The organism is Allobosea sp. P1_A7 (assembly GCF_056406775.1).
The window spans coordinates 16,220-31,928 of the sequence record NZ_JBFTZN010000087.1 but is presented as its reverse complement, the minus strand read 5'-3'; the positions used below and the strand labels follow the sequence as shown (position 1 = coordinate 31,928).

At 64.6% G+C, this 15,709-nt stretch carries 16 protein-coding genes and 1 tRNA gene; 9 read left to right on the top strand and 8 right to left on the bottom strand.

Annotated features, from left to right (window positions below; translation table 11 throughout):
* Window positions 1-288 precede the first annotated feature (288 nt).
* Window positions 289-627 carry a ferredoxin FdxA gene (gene fdxA / locus AC1D34_RS16945; RefSeq protein ID WP_069878872.1) on the top strand — a complete coding sequence of 113 codons (339 nt, stop codon included), beginning with the start codon at window positions 289-291 and terminating at the stop codon, window positions 625-627.
* 389 nt (window positions 628-1,016) lie between these two features.
* A complete protein-coding gene (locus AC1D34_RS16940; protein WP_069878873.1) occupies window positions 1,017-1,619 on the top strand; it encodes a CarD family transcriptional regulator in 603 nt (200 codons plus the stop codon).
* A 402-nt stretch (window positions 1,620-2,021) separates the two neighbouring features.
* Here AC1D34_RS16940 and AC1D34_RS16935 read toward each other — a convergent pair whose 3' ends face one another.
* Window positions 2,022-3,500 carry a M48 family metalloprotease gene (locus AC1D34_RS16935; RefSeq protein WP_476824785.1) on the bottom strand — a complete coding sequence of 493 codons (1,479 nt, stop codon included), beginning with the start codon at window positions 3,498-3,500 and terminating at the stop codon, window positions 2,022-2,024.
* Window positions 3,501-3,504: 4 nt separating this feature from the next.
* Window positions 3,505-4,287 carry a hypothetical protein gene (locus tag AC1D34_RS16930; RefSeq protein ID WP_476824784.1) on the bottom strand — a complete coding sequence of 261 codons (783 nt, stop codon included), beginning with the start codon at window positions 4,285-4,287 and terminating at the stop codon, window positions 3,505-3,507.
* Window positions 4,288-4,315: 28 nt separating this feature from the next.
* Here AC1D34_RS16930 and AC1D34_RS16925 point away from each other — a divergent pair.
* The 5 genes from AC1D34_RS16925 (at window position 4,316) to AC1D34_RS16905 (ending at window position 7,944) form a co-directional block, all read left to right on the top strand.
* Window positions 4,316-4,392: transfer RNA gene (locus AC1D34_RS16925), tRNA-Arg, on the top strand.
* Window positions 4,393-4,554: 162 nt separating this feature from the next.
* On the top strand, window positions 4,555-4,944 hold the full coding sequence (locus AC1D34_RS16920; RefSeq protein WP_441493218.1) for a RidA family protein: 390 nt from the start codon (window positions 4,555-4,557) through the stop codon (window positions 4,942-4,944).
* Between the two features lie 372 nt (window positions 4,945-5,316).
* The gene (locus AC1D34_RS16915; RefSeq protein WP_476824783.1) at window positions 5,317-5,676 is read left to right on the top strand and encodes a RidA family protein; all 360 of its coding nucleotides are present in this window, start codon (window positions 5,317-5,319) and stop codon (window positions 5,674-5,676) included.
* A 251-nt stretch (window positions 5,677-5,927) separates the two neighbouring features.
* Window positions 5,928-6,560 (top strand): UbiA family prenyltransferase, encoded by a 633-nt coding sequence (locus tag AC1D34_RS16910; protein WP_476824782.1) that lies wholly within the window; start codon window positions 5,928-5,930, stop codon window positions 6,558-6,560.
* Between the two features lie 70 nt (window positions 6,561-6,630).
* Entirely contained in the window at window positions 6,631-7,944 is a 1,314-nt protein-coding gene (locus AC1D34_RS16905) for an FAD-binding oxidoreductase (protein WP_476824781.1), read from the top strand.
* 7 nt (window positions 7,945-7,951) lie between these two features.
* On the opposite strand, the gene AC1D34_RS16900 is transcribed toward AC1D34_RS16905, so the two are convergent.
* From AC1D34_RS16900 to AC1D34_RS16875, 6 genes are all read right to left on the bottom strand, one after another.
* Entirely contained in the window at window positions 7,952-8,332 is a 381-nt protein-coding gene (locus AC1D34_RS16900) for a VOC family protein (protein WP_441493221.1), read from the bottom strand.
* A 127-nt stretch (window positions 8,333-8,459) separates the two neighbouring features.
* Entirely contained in the window at window positions 8,460-9,899 is a 1,440-nt protein-coding gene (locus AC1D34_RS16895; protein WP_476824780.1) for an aspartate aminotransferase family protein, read from the bottom strand.
* Window positions 9,896-10,888 (bottom strand): NAD-dependent epimerase/dehydratase family protein, encoded by a 993-nt coding sequence (locus AC1D34_RS16890; RefSeq protein ID WP_441493223.1) that lies wholly within the window; start codon window positions 10,886-10,888, stop codon window positions 9,896-9,898. The genes AC1D34_RS16895 and AC1D34_RS16890 overlap by 4 nt, the downstream gene beginning before the upstream one ends.
* A 172-nt stretch (window positions 10,889-11,060) precedes the next feature.
* Complete coding sequence (locus AC1D34_RS16885) at window positions 11,061-11,429, bottom strand: DMT family transporter (RefSeq protein WP_113516062.1); 369 nt, start codon at window positions 11,427-11,429, stop codon at window positions 11,061-11,063.
* 216 nt (window positions 11,430-11,645) lie between these two features.
* A complete protein-coding gene (locus AC1D34_RS16880) occupies window positions 11,646-12,263 on the bottom strand; it encodes a glutathione S-transferase family protein (protein ID WP_441493225.1) in 618 nt (205 codons plus the stop codon).
* 112 nt (window positions 12,264-12,375) lie between these two features.
* A complete protein-coding gene (locus AC1D34_RS16875) occupies window positions 12,376-13,665 on the bottom strand; it encodes a DUF3422 family protein (RefSeq protein ID WP_441505649.1) in 1,290 nt (429 codons plus the stop codon).
* 166 nt (window positions 13,666-13,831) lie between these two features.
* Here AC1D34_RS16875 and AC1D34_RS16870 point away from each other — a divergent pair, with 166 nt between their 5' ends.
* Complete coding sequence (locus AC1D34_RS16870; RefSeq protein WP_441493227.1) at window positions 13,832-14,458, top strand: hypothetical protein; 627 nt, start codon at window positions 13,832-13,834, stop codon at window positions 14,456-14,458.
* Window positions 14,459-14,784: 326 nt separating this feature from the next.
* The gene (locus AC1D34_RS16865; RefSeq protein WP_441493235.1) at window positions 14,785-15,708 is read left to right on the top strand and encodes an ABC transporter ATP-binding protein; all 924 of its coding nucleotides are present in this window, start codon (window positions 14,785-14,787) and stop codon (window positions 15,706-15,708) included.
* Window position 15,709 lies beyond the last annotated feature (1 nt).

Here is a 15,709-nt window from a genome sequence, read left to right as displayed (position 1 = left end):
GCCCTGGGCAGCAGGCGCGGTCCCTATGAGGAAGCGCAACTGCTCTATGAGCGCTTGGGGGAGAGCACGCGCGGCGACGCGCCGCTTGCGGAGGACGATCCGAGCGGATAGAGCGCGGGAGCGGTTCGATAGGCCTGCCTGGGCAGGCTTGGGTGCTTCAGGAGGAGTTTCCTTCCGGAGCTGGCCGGAAGAGATTTTTCTTTCTGCCGCAGCCCGGATATCGACCTTGAAATACCCGCCTTCCGGGTCTTTATGATTCGGCAGGATGGACCGGGAAGGACTGGCGACATGACCTATGTGGTCACCGAAAACTGCATCAAGTGCAAGTACATGGACTGCGTCGAGGTCTGTCCCGTCGACTGTTTCTACGAAGGCGAGAACATGCTCGTCATCCATCCCGACGAGTGCATCGATTGCGGTGTCTGCGAGCCCGAATGCCCGGCCGAGGCGATCAAGCCCGATACCGAACCCGGCCTTGAGAGCTGGTTGCAGCTCAACTCGAAATATGCGTCGAGTTGGCCGAACCTGACCCAGAAGAAGGACCCGCCGGCCGACGCCAAGGACTTTGATGGCGTGGCTGGAAAGCTCGAAGAACATTTCTCGCCGAACCCCGGCGAAGGCGACTGAATTTCACCCAAGGGGAAGAGGCTGAGCGATGAGCACACCGGCGCTGCGACATGCAGTTCCGGTGTTAATCGGCGTTTACCTTTGATTCGGCGTGTTTTTTGTGATACACCTTTTCGTGCAGTCGAATTGGTTCCGCCTGCCCCTGCGAGGATTCATAAACGGGGCACCCCCATAGATACGGGATGACCAGGGCTTCCGGCAGAAGGCCGGAGCGTGGTGATTTTCGTGTTCGGTGGTCAAGTAGCAATCGGCTGAGGGAGCGTGAGGCTGCGGGTCCGTGACCGCTCGGTCGGGATTGCAACGCATCAGGCAGAGTGTCTCCGGTCATTCCGGCCGGGGACGTGTCATCGTGGGCCGTGTCAAGCGGTCCCGTCAGGAGTCGTAACGGCATGTCCACTGCGAAGAAAGCTGTTGTGCGCCAGGGTTTCAAGACGGGCGAGTTCGTCGTCTACCCGTCCCATGGCGTCGGCCAGATCACGGCGATCGAAGAGCAGGAGGTTGCCGGCTTCAAGCTTGAACTCTTCGTCGTCAGCTTTGCCAAGGACAAGATGACGCTGCGTGTTCCCACCGCCAAGGCTGTGAGCGTCGGCCTGCGCAAGCTTGCCGATACCGATATCGTCAGCAAGGCGCTGACGACGTTGACCGGCCGGGCCCGGATCAAGCGCACCATGTGGTCGCGCCGCGCCCAGGAATATGAAGCGAAGATCAATTCGGGCGATCTTGTCGCCATCGCGGAGGTCGTCCGCGATCTCTACCGCTCCGAGGCGCAGCCCGAGCAGTCCTATTCCGAGCGTCAGCTTTACGAGGCTGCGGTTGACCGCATGACCCGTGAGATCGCGGTCGTCGACGACGTGACCGAGACCGAAGCGCTGAAGAAGATCGAGGGCCAGCTCGCCAAGTCGCCGCGTCGTGCGGCCAAGGGCACCGAGGTCGACCCGGCTGATGCCGATCTCGAAAGCGACAATGACGATCTGCAGGAAGAAGCCGCCTGAGGCGATTCCTCCGGCATGATGCCAATCAACCCGGCGGGCAACCGCCGGGTTTTTTCTTGGCCAGACGGCTCCGGTTTTTGCGCGGGAGAAGGGCGACTAAGCGCTCCCAGGCTGGCTTGGCGGCCCTGAGCGTCTTCTCGTGATCCGGCAGCTGCTGGACCGGCCGCCCATCGCGCGCGGTCCGGTGGATCAGCAGGCGGGCCTTGATCTGCGTGACCCCACGGGACCTGGGCCAGATCGGGCGAGCGCCCATGGAGAACCTTGCGGCCAGTCAGTTCGGAAGCGGCGCCGGCAAGGTTGTTGCCGGTGCAGGGGGCGCCTGCAGAAGCCGATCACGCCGGTTCCGTCGGTGGCGCCTGATGCTGTAGCAAGGAAAGCCAGGGCTGCCCGCGCGGGCAGCCCCTATTCGGCGACGATCTTGTAGCGCTGGCCGGGCGTCAGCTTGCTGTTACGATCGAGCCCGTTCAGCAGCAGGAAGAGGTCGAACGCGCGCTCATGTGTCGCCATGCGGGCGGCCAGCGTTGCAGGCGTGTCGCCTTCGGAGGCGCTGACGATCCGCAATTGCAGAGGCTTCGTGGCCTGTGCTTCCGCTGCAGTCAGGACCCGGAAGCTGCTGAGCACGGCGCGCATCGGGCGCTCCGGATCGCTGCTGCCGCGGGCCGCCAGGATGAAGCGATAGACGCGATTGCCTGCCTGGATGGCGGCGAGCCTGAAGGTCCAGTCGGTCCCCTTGCCGCTGGCCAGGACGGCGGACTGGCCCTCAAGGTCGAGCTTTTCGACGGGGCCGGTCTCGACCCCGTCGATCCAGCCGGAGGCGACATAGGATTCGAGGGTCTGGCCGGGCTTGAGCGTGACCGAATCAAAACGCAGCGCCTGGGCACCGTTGCCGCTGACACCGATGACCATGTCGCGCGCCGCCTCGAGGTCGAACCCGTCGGGGGCATCGAAGGTGATGCGCAAGGTGCTGTTGAGATAGCGCCGGCCTCGTACCACGCCATCGCTCGGGTCGTCGCCATAGGCGATGCCGTCGATCGCAGCGAGCCAGCGGGCCGCATCGCGCTCGCCAAGCCCGGGTGCACCGATCTGGCGGGCGGACGCCGTGACGGCGGCGACGCGCTCCGGGGTCGAGGGATGGCTGGAGAGAATATCGAGCCGCTTCTCGCTGCCGCTCTGGCCCTGGCCGCTGTTGCGGAAGCTGGTATTGCGGCCGAGCGCGCCCAGGAAACGGCCCGCTCCATAAKGGTCGTAGCCGGCGCGCGCGATGTTGCGGACGCTGATCTGGTCGGCAATCAGCTCCTGCTGTCGCGAGAAGCGGGCGAGCGAGATCTTGGAGCCGGCCTGAACGGAGGCACCGGCAGCCGGATCGTTGAGCACCTGTGTGACGACTTGCGTGACAAGCGCAGATTCGGCTTCGGCCTCAGCCCGCTCGACGGCGTGATGGGCGGTTACATGGGCGATCTCGTGGGCGAGCACCGAAGCGATCTCGCTGGTGTCGTTGGCGAGCGCCAGCAGCCCGCGCGTGACGTAGAGCCGGCCATTCGGCAGGGCAAACGCGTTCACCGCCGGCGAGTTCAGGATGGTGATCTCGTAGCTGCCGATCTGCCCTTCGCCAGCCTTGACCAGCCGCGCCACGACTTCGTTGAGCTGGGCCCGAGCGTTTGGCGCGCGGTACTCGCCGCCGAAGGCGGCCAGCAGCCGCAAATGCTCGCGGTCCGACGCGCGCTGGAACGTGCTCAGCCGCGGGGCAAGCTCGCCATCGGCCGGTTGTGGGGGCAGGACGCTCTGGTCGCCGAAGCAGCCGGAAAGCAGCAGGGCGGGCAGGAGCAGGGCGCCTAGTCGCGCCATGGGGCGTGACACAGTCTGTCGGCGAAAGGCCAGCATGGTTCTAATCGATCAGTTCCAGGGCTGCGCGGGAGGGGAGTTCGAGCGACAATCCATCCGGCCCGCTCAGTACGCCGCGCGCCCACACGCGTTTACCCGTCAGTGTCCTGGCGGTCCAGCCGACCTCCCGCATCTCCCGCCAGAGCCTCCTCGACACAACGACCGACGCACCGGCTCCCCGCCGGCGCGAAAAATTCAGATAGGAACGCTGCGGTCGCTCGCCGATCGATGCGATCCGCCCCTCCAGCACGATGACGCGACCGGCGTGCACCTTCAACGCGGCAATATCGTGACCATCGACGAGATTGGCTGGTTTTAGGCCAGTTTGTCGCGCGGATGGGGTGGTATTCGGGGCAGATGCCCGCAAGAACGCGTCGCAGGGGCTGCTGACGGAATCGGGTAGATGCCAGGCTGCGCCGCTTCGGATGAGGGCGACCGACAGGTCCAGCGGTGCGGTGGCCTGGGTATCCGGATCGGCCAGCAGGCGCGCCGCGATGCGGCCCCAGCGATCGGGCTCGGCCAGGATGACGATCCGGAGATCGCGGCCTTGCCACGCTGCCAGGGCTGCGACGAAACGCGCGGTCTCCGCGTCGTCCTGCCGAGGGGCCAGCCCGACGAGGCGTATCCGCCGGCCATCGTCGAGCAGCAGATCGCCGCTGGTGTCGGTGCCAGCCAAACGAACCGTCGGCGTCTCGGCGGCCGGGGCCGGACAGGAGTCGTTCGCCAGCGCCTTGCCCGACGCGGCAACGAGACTCAGTATGACTGCAACAAGAGGCTTCACCCGCATGCGCTTTATGCTAAACGCATTCACGTGCGTCCCGGTAGCTCAGCAGGATAGAGCAACGGTTTCCTAAACCGTAGGTCAGGGGTTCGAATCCCTTCCGGGACGCCAGTTCTCCCACAGCAATCTGAGACTGGACGGGGTGACCCGTCTGGCTGGGCTTCTGACCATAGGTTAGGCTTGGCTCAGGCGCCGTTGCTGGCTTGTGCAGCCCTCGCGACTGTTGCCCGATAGCGGCCGGCCGCCGCGCAACTCCCACTCCATAGGTTCACGATGCCCAAGCGTACGATCTCTTCCGACCGTGTCTTCAAGGGAAGGCTGCCTTTCGCCCAGGCGACGGTCGCCGGGGACTTCATGTTCGTCTGCTGCGTCGGGATGGACAGGGAGGGCAAATATGCCGTCGGCGACGCACGGCGTCAGACGCAGCAATGCATCGATAACATCCGCGCTCTCCTGGAGGAGGCCGGCGGCAGCCTGAAGGATGTCGTCAAGTGCACGGTCTATGTCACCGACCGTGCCTATTGGGAGCCGATGAACGAGGTTTATTTCGCCAATTTCGCCGAGGATTCGCCGCATCGCGTGTCCTGCATCGTCAATGGCCTCGGCTCGCCCGACTGTCTCGTGGAGATCGACGCGACCGCCTATCTCGGTGAAATGAAGTAGACCTCGCGATCGCGCAACGGGCGGTCGCGCGCTGCGCGCATCCTGAGGCCGGATACTGGACCGGTCTGACCGCTCGGCCTGATCGCAGCTCGCGCCGTTGCCTGCTTAGGATCAGCTATTGACCAGTCGAGGCCTGGACGTGCGGGCTCGCGAGAGTGCCTTGCACGTGATTGGCCCGGCGCATGGATTGTGTGCCGGGCGTTGCTTACCCCTTTGCAGTCCATGACCAGTCTTGCGCCGGTTCGCGCATAAGATGCGGAGCGCATTGCGGAATGCGGGCCAGTCTGCCGTGGAGTTGCGCTCCGAGGCGGGGCTTGGCATGCGCGACGCTCTATGCCGTCACGATTCAAACAACCAGGAAGATACAGAGCCATGTCGATCGAACGTATAGGCCTGACGGAACGGTGGTGCGACGCCGCCATTTTCAACGGCATTGTCTTCCTCGCCGGCCATGTCGCGGAGAAGACCGAAGGGGAGACGCTGACGCGGCAGACCGAGGAGGTGTTGGCCCTGCTCGAGGAAACGCTCGAAGCTGCCGGCAGCGCGAAGGACCGGATTCTGAGCGTTCAGATCTTCCTGACCGATATTGCGCGCATCGCCGAGATGAACGCCGTCTGGGACAAATGGGTAGCTCGCGGCAGCGCGCCGGCGCGCGCGACCGTGGAGGCGAAGCTCGCTTCGCCTGGATATGCGATCGAGATCACCGCTGTGGCCGCGAAGAAGGCCCCCTGAATTCCGGGGGCCGCGCGGTACATCGGCAATCTGACCTATCGTCAGCCTGTCATTAAGCATGGCGGTTGAATCTCGACGAGGCGGACGTGATTTCCACCGCGGTTTAGGGATTTGACCGCCATAGCAGGACGCGCCGAGGCCGTTCCTGTTCGCCTCGCACGGGAAGCCATGACGATCGTTGTTCGATCGCCTGGCGGCCCTGAAAGGTGGACAAGGGCTTTGACATGTCTGTTCGCGCGATGATCCGAGCGATGCGACCGCATCATTGGCTCAAGAACGGGCTCGTCTTCGTCCCCATCCTGCTGAACCATGACGTGTTCGATCTCGCTGCGCTCGGCCACGGGGCGATTGCGTTCGTCGCGTTCAGCCTGCTCGCCTCGGCGATCTATCTCCTCAACGATATTGTCGATGTCGAGGCCGACCGGCGGCACCCGACCAAGTGCAAGCGTCCTCTGGCTGCCGGCGAGATCACCGCGAAGCAGGCTTATGCTGCGGTGCCACTGCTGATGATCGCGGCCTTCGCCTCGTCAGTGTTCGTGCCTGAGCCGGGTACGTTCCTGCTGGCGCTGACCGCCTATCTGGTCCTGGCGCTGCTCTATCTGTTCGTTCTCAAGCGCAAGCTGCTGGTCGACGTGCTCGGGCTCGCAGCTCTGCATACCCTGCGCATCCTGGCCGGCAACGCCGCGGCGGCGATTCCGGTCTCGTCCTGGCTGCTCGCCTTCTCGATGTTCCTGTTCTTCAGCCTTGCGCTGGTCAAGCGCTATGCGGAGCTGCGAATCACGCAGGACCAGTCCGGGCTGAAGAAGGCCGGCCGCGGCTATCAGGCCGAGGATGTCGAGGCCCTGTCGCAGCTCGGCATGCGGATGATCCGCTGGTCTTCATGATCCGCGACTGGCGCAGCCAGGTGACGGGTGGGTTGGTGCTGCTGATCATGGTCGCCGCGACGGTCCTGCCGTGAACGGACGAGCGCCCGAATATCGGTCCTGGGGCGGCCTCATCGCCCGGAATACGCAGATCATCATGCCGGACGCCTGGAGCGCTGAGCCTGGGCGCTACCCTTCGACCGTGCTCGCCTATGGCAATGGCCGTTCCTACGGCGATTCCTGCCTCAATGATGGCGGCGGGCTGATCGCGGCGCGTCGCCTCGATCAGATCCTGGCCTTCGATCGCGAAAGCGGACTGATCACCTGCGAAGCCGGAGTGTTGCTGGACACCATCCTGGAGCATGTGGTTGCGCTGGGCTGGTTTCTGCCGGTCACGCCGGGCACCGCCTTCGTCACCGTCGGCGGGGCGCTCGCCAACGACGTGCACGGCAAGAACCACCATCGCGCCGGCACGTTCGGGCGGCATGTGCGTGCCTTCGAGCTGGCGCGTTCGGACGGGGCCCGGCTCACCTGCGCGCCTGACATGAACAGAGAGCTCTTCGCCGCCACGATCGGCGGCTATGGGCTGACCGGGTTGATCACCCAGGTGACATTGCAGCTGATGCCGATCCCATCCGCCGAGATGCGTCAGGAGGCGATCCATTTCCCGAGCCTCGAGCGCTTCTTCGAAGTCGCGGCGGAATCCGATGCAACCCATGACTACACCGTGGCCTGGATCGACTCGCTTGCTGGCGGGACCGGCTTCGGACGCGGCGTCYTTTTCCGTGCCAATCATGCTCCGGCGTCGGAACTGCCGCGGTCGCGCGCAGCGCGCCCGCTGCCATTCCCGATCAATCCTCCCTTTCCGCTGATCAATCGGCTGACGCTGCGTGCCTTCAACATGCTCTACCGGGCAGCGCAGCCGCGTTCGCCGGAGCCGAGGCGCATTCCCTATCGGCCGTTCTTCTACCCGCTCGACCGGGTGAGCAACTGGAACCGCGCCTATGGCCCGCGGGGCTTGCGCCAGTTCCAATGCGCGGTGCCGATGGCGCAGGCGCATAGGGCGGTCGAGGAGATGCTGAGGCGGACGCTCGCGGCCGGCGAGGCATCCTTTCTGACGGTGCTGAAGCTGTTTGGGGACGTGCCGTCGCCAGGCATCATGTCGTTTCCGGTTGCGGGCGCGACGCTGACGCTCGATTTCCCGCATCGCGGCGAGCGGACGCTCACGCTGCTGGACGAGCTTGATCGCGTGGCAATCGCGGCGGGCGGCCGGGTGAACCCTTACAAGGATGCCCGCATGTCGCCTGCAACCTTCGAGGCATCCTTCCCGCAGTGGCGGGATTTTGCCCGGCATGTCGATCCGGGCTTCTCATCCGGCTTCTGGCGCCGCGTGACCGCGGGCTGAACGTCGTTCAGGCGGTTGCCCGGGTGACGGCTTCAAGCCGATAGCCTTCCGGATCGATGACGAAGGCGGCGTAATATTCAGGTGCATAGCGCGGTCGCAACCCGGGGGCGCCGTTGTCCCGTCCGCCTGCCGCAAGCGCGGCCCGATGGAAATCGTCGGCAGCCCGACGCGTCCCCGCCGCGAAAGCGAGGTGGAACCCCGGCCCCGGCGGAGTGACCGGGCCAGCCTGCAGCTTCAGCGCCAGGAGATCGCCGCCATTCGGCGGCCCGTAGCCTGCTCCATCGGCAACCGTCCAGACCCGCACGAGGCCGAGCGGCGCCAGTGCAGCATCATAGAAGGCAATCGCCCGTGGGAGATCGGACACGCCGAAGGAGAGATGGCTCAACATGGCTCACCGGACTGATGCTGCGGAAGGGAGAGTTCTGCACGAGCGGCCACGGATTTCTGTCAGCAGGCGCTGCGACGCAAAAGGGCCGGCGCATGCCGGCCCTGGGGAAGCTGCCTGGGCAGGGAGCTCAGTTCTTCGCGGTCGCAACCTTGCGCAGATAATCGGTGACGATCCGCGTGATGCCGCGCGAGAGCAGGTCGTCGAGTGCCTCGATGAACTGGTCGCATTGCTCGCGCGTCACGATCAGCGGCGGTTCGAGGCGGATGACGTTGCGGTTGTATTCGGTGAAGGCGACGAGCACGTCGTAATCCTTCAGGAGCAGCGCGCCGACAAAGCCGCAGAGCGACCCCTTCAGCTTGTCGTCGAGCAGCGCGACCATGTGCTTGACGCCGAAAGGCATGGCCTCGCTGATGTCCTGGAACTCGACGCCGATCATCAGGCCGCGGCCGCGGATCTCCTTGAGCAGCGTCGGGTGCTTGGCGCGAAGGGTGTTCAGCCGCTCGATCAGGTAGTCGCCCTGGCGCTTGGCGTTGCCCATGAGGTCTTCTTCATAGAGCACGTTGAGGGCCTCGATCGCGCTGACGCAGGCCTCGCCCATGCCGCCAAAGGTGGCCTGGGCATGGATCAATGCGGTTTTCGGCTTGCCATAGGCCTTCATGTAGAGTTCGCGCCGGGCGATCATCGCACCCATCGCAGCCTTGGAGCCGCCGAGAGCCTTGGCGAGTGCGGTGACGTCGGGCACGACGCCGTCACGCTCGAAGGCGAAGAACTGGCCGGTGCGGCCGAGCCCGCACTGCACTTCGTCGGCAATCCAGAGGACGCCGTGCTTGTCGCAGAGTGCGCGCAAGTCGCGCCAGAAGCCATCGGGGGCTTCGACGATGCCGCCGCCACCCTGGATCGTCTCCATCACGACGATGCCGATCGCCGGATCGGATTCGAGCGCCAGGCGCACGGCCTCGATATTGCCGAACGGCACCTTGACCCGGTTTTCGACGAGCTTGAACTGGGACTGGTAGAGCGTCGAATCCGTGACCGAGAGCACGCCCTTGGTCTTGCCGTGGAACGAATTCGCGGCATGCAGGATCTTCGACCTGCCCGGGCCCTGAACCTGCTCGGCGACCTTCAGCGCAGCTTCCATGGCTTCCGAGCCGGTCGAGCCGAGAAAGACCATGTCGAGATCGCCGGGCGAGATCGTGGCGAGATTCCGGGCCAGGGCGGCCGCATATTGCGACATGAACGCCATGCAGATCTCGTGGCGGTTCTCGTCCTGGAACTTCTGCCGGGCGGCGATGATGCGCGGGTGGTTATGGCCGAAGGCGACCGAGCAGAACCCGCCGAAGAARTCGAGGATCTTGCGCCCGTCCCGGGTGATGTAATGCATGCCCTCGGCACGATCGACGATGATCTTGTCGAAGCCGAGCAGCTTGAGGAAATGCAGCTGTCCGGGGTTGATGTGGTTGGCAAAGAGCTCCTTCACCTGTGCGGCGTCGAGCTGTTTGGCCTCCTCGACGCTGATCAGCTTCGGGCGGGCTGGGGAATCGTCGTTCCWGAAAGCTGGCATGCTCATGCGGCCTTGCTCCTCTGCTCGCCCTTGCTCTTGCGATATTCGGTATAGGCGGCGAGCAGCATGTCCTCGTCGCGGTATTTCGGGGTCCAGCCGAGCTCGCGCTTGGCCTTGCTGGTGTCGAGAATGCAGATCTCGTCGGCGATCATGTACTGTTCCGGGTCCATGATCGGCAGATTGATCGCGTCAAGCGTGTTCAAGGCGAACTTGACCAATGGTGCAGGCGTCGGCAGCAGGATCGATTTCGAGCCGGCATGCCTGATCAGGTCGCCCAGCAGCTTCTTCACCGGCGGCGGATCGTCCGAGCCGAGATTATAGGCGCTGTTGGGGAAGTCGGCCTTCCAGGCTGCGGTGCAGGCGCTGGCGCAGTCGAACACCGAGATGAACTGGTAGGGATTGCCGCCGCCGCCGATCATCGGCACCGGCAGGTTCATGTCGATCAGGCGGAAGAGCTTGACGAGGATGCCGAGGCGGCCCGGGCCGATGATCAGGCGCGGCCGGAAGATCGGGATCCGAAAACCCTTGTCGCGATAGGTCTGCGCCAGGGTCTCGGTGGCGAGCTTGCTCTCGCCATATTCGCCGAGGGGTTTTGCCGGATGGGTCTCGTCCTGCGGCACGGTGATGGAGTGGCCGTAGATCATGTCCGTGGTGAAGTGGACGAGCTTGTTGGCGCCGCGCTTCTCCATCCAGTTCAGGATGTTGGCGGTGCCGTGATAGTTCACCGGCCAGAAGAAATCGTGGCGTTCCCGACGGGTCACGATCGGCGAGAGCATTTTGGCCGAGAGATTGTAGACGAGATCATCCTGGCCGAGCGGGATGCTCTCCACGCTCTCGGCTCTGGTTACGTCGATCGTCTGGAAGGGGACCGCCGCGTAATGGGCGTGACCGCTCTTCTGGATATCCGCGACCAGCACCTCCTCGCCCATGGCGGCGAGGTCCGCCGCGAGATGCGAGCCGACGAAGCCGTCTCCGCCGATAATGATGTGTTTCATGCTGAGTTTGCCGCTGGTTCGATGATGAGATGCGTCAGCGCGACGTGTCGGGAAGGCGAGGGCGCCGGTCACGGACCGGCACGGGCACCGGGCGCAAGGCGGGTCTGTTCTCGGGCGGTTCGAACAGGATGCCGAGGCGGAGAATGAATCGTGCGATCAGGTCCATCATGACTCAGCTCTGTGCGATGAAGATGGTGCCAAGGACGATGAAGCCAATGCCGGCGATGCGGGCAGGGCTCAGGTCTTCCTGGAAGACGAAGTAGGCGTAGACCGCGACCACGACGTAAGCGAGGCTCAGGAACGGGTAGGCGTAACTGATCTGTACCTTGGACAATACGATCAGATGCGAGGCCATGCTGACCACGAAGGTGCAGAGGCCGGCGAAGACGAAGGGGTTGAAGACGACCCGAAATACGGTCCAGATCAGTCCGTCATTCGCGATATCGAGGTTACCGATGCCGGTCATGCCCCGTTTCAGCATCAGTTGCGCGGCTGCGTTGGTCAGCACGGTAAACAGAATCAGGGGTATGTAGGAATTCATCGGGCAGCATTTGTCCGCGTTCTTGACGGGCCCTGAATGCGGCTGAAAATACTTCAAATGCCTTACGTCAGCGACCTTACCTAACCGTAACCTTAAGAAGATGCTGAGGCCTTGGGGACAAGTCTCGCGGATCTCGCATGCCCTGTTCCCCGCCGGTTCTGGCGGGCATGGCGGTCGCCGGGGCATGCAAGATCGACCGATCCTCGAGACCTGCGCTCAGGCGACCTGCCCTTCTTCAAGGACACCATCCTTGTCGAGGGTGCGCTGCAACGCCGGCCGCGAGAATACGCGAGCGAGATAGGCCTCGAAGACAGGCAGGCGCGGCAGCGCGCCGATAATGTTCATGCCGAAATGGATGCCGCTGCCGAGCTGGGTGTCGGCGGCGGTGAAGCGGTCGCCGGCCGCGAAATCTTGATTGCCGAGGCGCTTCTCCAGATAGGCAACGGTGTCCTCGTGCGACCCGAAGGAGAAATGCTGCGGGACGTAATCGATATTGGTCGCCCTGGTCGCGATGATCGGGTCGAGTACTGCGTCGGTATAGACGAGGGCCGTCAGATAGGGGGCTCGCGCGGGATCACTCAGCGCAGGCGCGAGACCCGCCTGGGGGAAGGCGTCGGCGAGGTAGATGCAGATCGCGGCACGCTCGGTGACGATGATACCGTCATGGATGACGGCGGGTACCTTCTTGTGCGGCTGGATGGCGCGGTAGTCCTCGGGGGCACCGCTCTTGGCGCGAATATCGATCATCTCCATCCGGTAGGGCTGCCCGAGTTCTTCCAGGAGCCAGAGCACGCCGAAGGAACGCGATTGCGGGGCGTGGTAGAAGGTCAGCATGGCTCTCTCCATCATGAGGACGGCGCTCCCGATAGGGTGCGTCGTCGGGGCGATGGCGGGAGTTGTGACGGTACTTGATGTCAGTAGATGTCAGGATCGGCACGGCCCGTGCTCAGCTCTCTTCGCTATGCCCGCGCCGGATGCGTCGGACCGCCGCCCAGACCCCGATGAGGGCGATGGGTACGAAGAGCGCTGTCGCCATGCCGACGTCGATGGGCAGGAAGCCGGCATCCTTCGCGCCCTTGGCGAGGTAACCGAAGAGGCTGACGACGTAATAGCCGATCGCCGCGACCGAGAGGCCCTCGACCGTCTGCTGCAGCCGCAGCTGGAGGCGGGTGCGCTCGTTCATGGCCGCCAGCAGGTCGCGGTTCTGCTGCTCGAGTGCGACATCGACGCGGGTGCGTAGCAGATTGGCGGCGCGCGCGAGTTTGCGCGACAGGTCGGTCTGGCGCTCCTGCAGCATCTGGCAGGTGCGCATCGCCGGCGCCATCCGCCGGGACAGGAAGGCTGCGAGCGTCGGCCAGCCGGCATGCGGCGTTTCGCCGATCGCGATCAGGCGCTGCTGGACGATGTTGTCATAGGCGCGACTCGCACCGAAGCGATAGTTCGTGGACGCCGCCTCGGATTCGAGACGCGCGGCGAGCGCGGTCATCTCGTCGAGCAGCGCATTGTCGGAGACAAGGCCCTCCGTCGCCGTCATCGTCGAGGCAATGCGCACCAGCGTTTCCTCCGTGGCACGCACCGATGGGCCGATGCGCTGCGCCTCCGGCAGGCCGAGCAGAGCCAATGTCCGATAGGTTTCGATCTCCAGAAGCCTCTGGGTCAGGGCCCCCGAACGGGACGATGTCAGTTCGCGGTCAAGCAGGAGGATGCGGACGAACCCGCCGGCACTGACCCGGAAATCGGTTGCCGCAACGGCGCTTGCATTATCGACGAGCGATGCGGCGAGGCTCGCAGGATCGAAGATCGCATCCAGCTCCCCAGCCCCGATCGCGGGCAGGAGATGGAGGTCGATCGAGACGAGGTGCGGGCCGGGCTGCGGCAACTCGTGCATGGGATGCTGCAGATCGATTGCCGTCGGAACGAAGGCGGAGCGTTCGGGCGATGGCAATTCCCAGCTATAGGTCGTGAACTCGCTATGCTGTTCCCAGCGCAGGCCAATCTCCGCGAGGCGGGCGCGGTGATGCTTGGCGCCTTCGGCCAGGGGCGTCACACCGCGCTCGGAACAAAATCGAGCCAAGGCGTCGCGGTCTGCCGCCGCTTGAGCCGCATCGGTCAGGAAGGCGAAATGCAGCAGGCGGCGCGGGGTCTCGATCGGCGCGAAGGGGCGGGCGTGGACCTCGGCGAGAATGACCTCGCGGTCGGGGTGCGGTACGAGGCCGCCCTTCTGGTGCTCGATCATGTCGCCCCGACGCCCGTTCGACCGCTCCCGATAGAGGCAAGACTGCCGCAAAGTCGCGTGCCCGGCCAGATGGGCATGGTGCCGCAAGCAGGGAGGGAAGAATGCTGCCGACAGGATCCGGCAGCATGATGTGCCAAGTTCTGAAGAGAGAACCCAGGAGCCAGCCATGCCCCTGCCCAACCGTGTAAGGCCCGACGGCTCGCTCGCCCGCGACCCTGCGCGTGGCCTGCTGTTCGGCAATCGCGGCGGCCGGTTTCACGATCCGCAGACGCAGGCCGCGCCGATCCGGTCGCACGCCACGCGGCAGTGGATCTGTTGCGTGCTCTCCTTCAAGGGGCGACGGCGACAGGTCTGGGGCAAGGGTTACACCGAGCTGTTCTTTTGCGACGAGGTGACGGCGCTTGCGGCCGGGCACCGGCCCTGCATGGAGTGCCGGCGGGCGGATGCGCTCGGCTACCGTGCGGCGCTGGTCCGAGGCCTCGGCCTCATGTCCGAGCCGCTCTTTCCCGAGATCGACCGGATTCTGGATGGCGAGCGCCGGATCGGACGAGCCAAGCAGAAGCACCGGCTTCAGGCCGATCGATTGCCGGACGGAACCATGATCGAGGCTGGGGCCGGCGATTGGCTGGCCTTGCGCGGTGAGGCCGCGCTGCTCTGGTCTCCCAACGGATATATCGAGCGGCGGCGGCGGGCGCCCGGGACCGTCCTGGTACTGACGCCGCCTGCGACCATCGCGGCCCTCGCGCATGGCTATCGTCCGCTCTGGCATGGAAGCGCGACGCTGTTTTCGTGAGGCTGCGCCCGAGGAAGCGAGGAGGGAGCGGCCGGAACCTTGGGCAGCCTCAGGACGTTGCTCCAGCACGATCATTCATAAGGGGCTGTCCCAATGCGTTCGATTGCACTTTGGCTGCTTGGCGTGCCGATTCCCGTCATCATCCTGCTCTGGTTCTTCATGCGCTGAGACGAAGGGCCAGCGAGGATTGGGGATGGCCGGGCTTGTCCCGGCCATTGGCATTTTACTGCTGACGAAATCAGTCAGTCGTCATATGATCTGCTGACGTGCTCGCGGCGCATGGCGGCGCGGTCGCATCCCTCCGTCGCTTCCCCTATATCGTGGCCATGTCCATCATCCGCGTTTCCAACCTGTCCAAGACCTACGCGTCCGGCTTCAGCGCACTGAAATCGGTCGATCTGGAAATCCGCCGCGGCGAGATCTTCGCCCTGCTCGGACCCAACGGTGCCGGCAAGACGACGTTGATCAGCATCATCTGCGGACTGGTGAACCCGACCTCCGGCAGCGTGCTCGCCGATGGTCATGACATCATCAAGGACTATCGGGCCGCGCGCGCGCGCATCGGGCTGGTGCCGCAGGAGTTGACCACGGACGCCTTCGAAACCGTCTGGGCTACGGTCAGCTTCAGCCGGGGGCTATTCGGCCTGCCGCGGAACCCGGCCCATGTCGAGCGCGTGCTCAAGGATCTCTCGCTCTGGGACAAGCGCGACAACCGGATCATGACGCTCTCKGGCGGTATGAAGCGGCGTGTGCTGATCGCCAAGGCACTGGCGCATGAACCCCAGATCCTGTTCCTCGACGAGCCGACGGCCGGCGTCGATGTCGAGCTCCGCCAGGACATGTGGAAGCTCGTCCGGCGCCTCAGGGACGACGGCGTCACCATCATCCTGACCACGCATTACATCGAGGAGGCCGAGGAGATGGCCGACCGGATCGGCGTGATCAGCAAGGGCGAGATCATCCTGGTCGAGGACAAGGCCGAGCTGATGCGCAAGCTCGGCAAGAAGCAGCTTTCGCTCTCCCTGCAGGAGCCGCTTGCCGCGTTGCCGGAGGGGCTTGCGGCCTATGATCTGGCGCTCGCGGCCGAGGGCGAGGAACTGGTCTATACCTATGACACCAAGGCGGAGCGGACCGGCATCACCGCGCTCCTGCAGGATCTCGCGACCGCAGGCATCCGCTTCAGGGATCTGCGCACCAGCCAGAGCTCGCTGGAAGACATCTTCGTGAGCCTGGTGAGGGAGCGGCACTGAT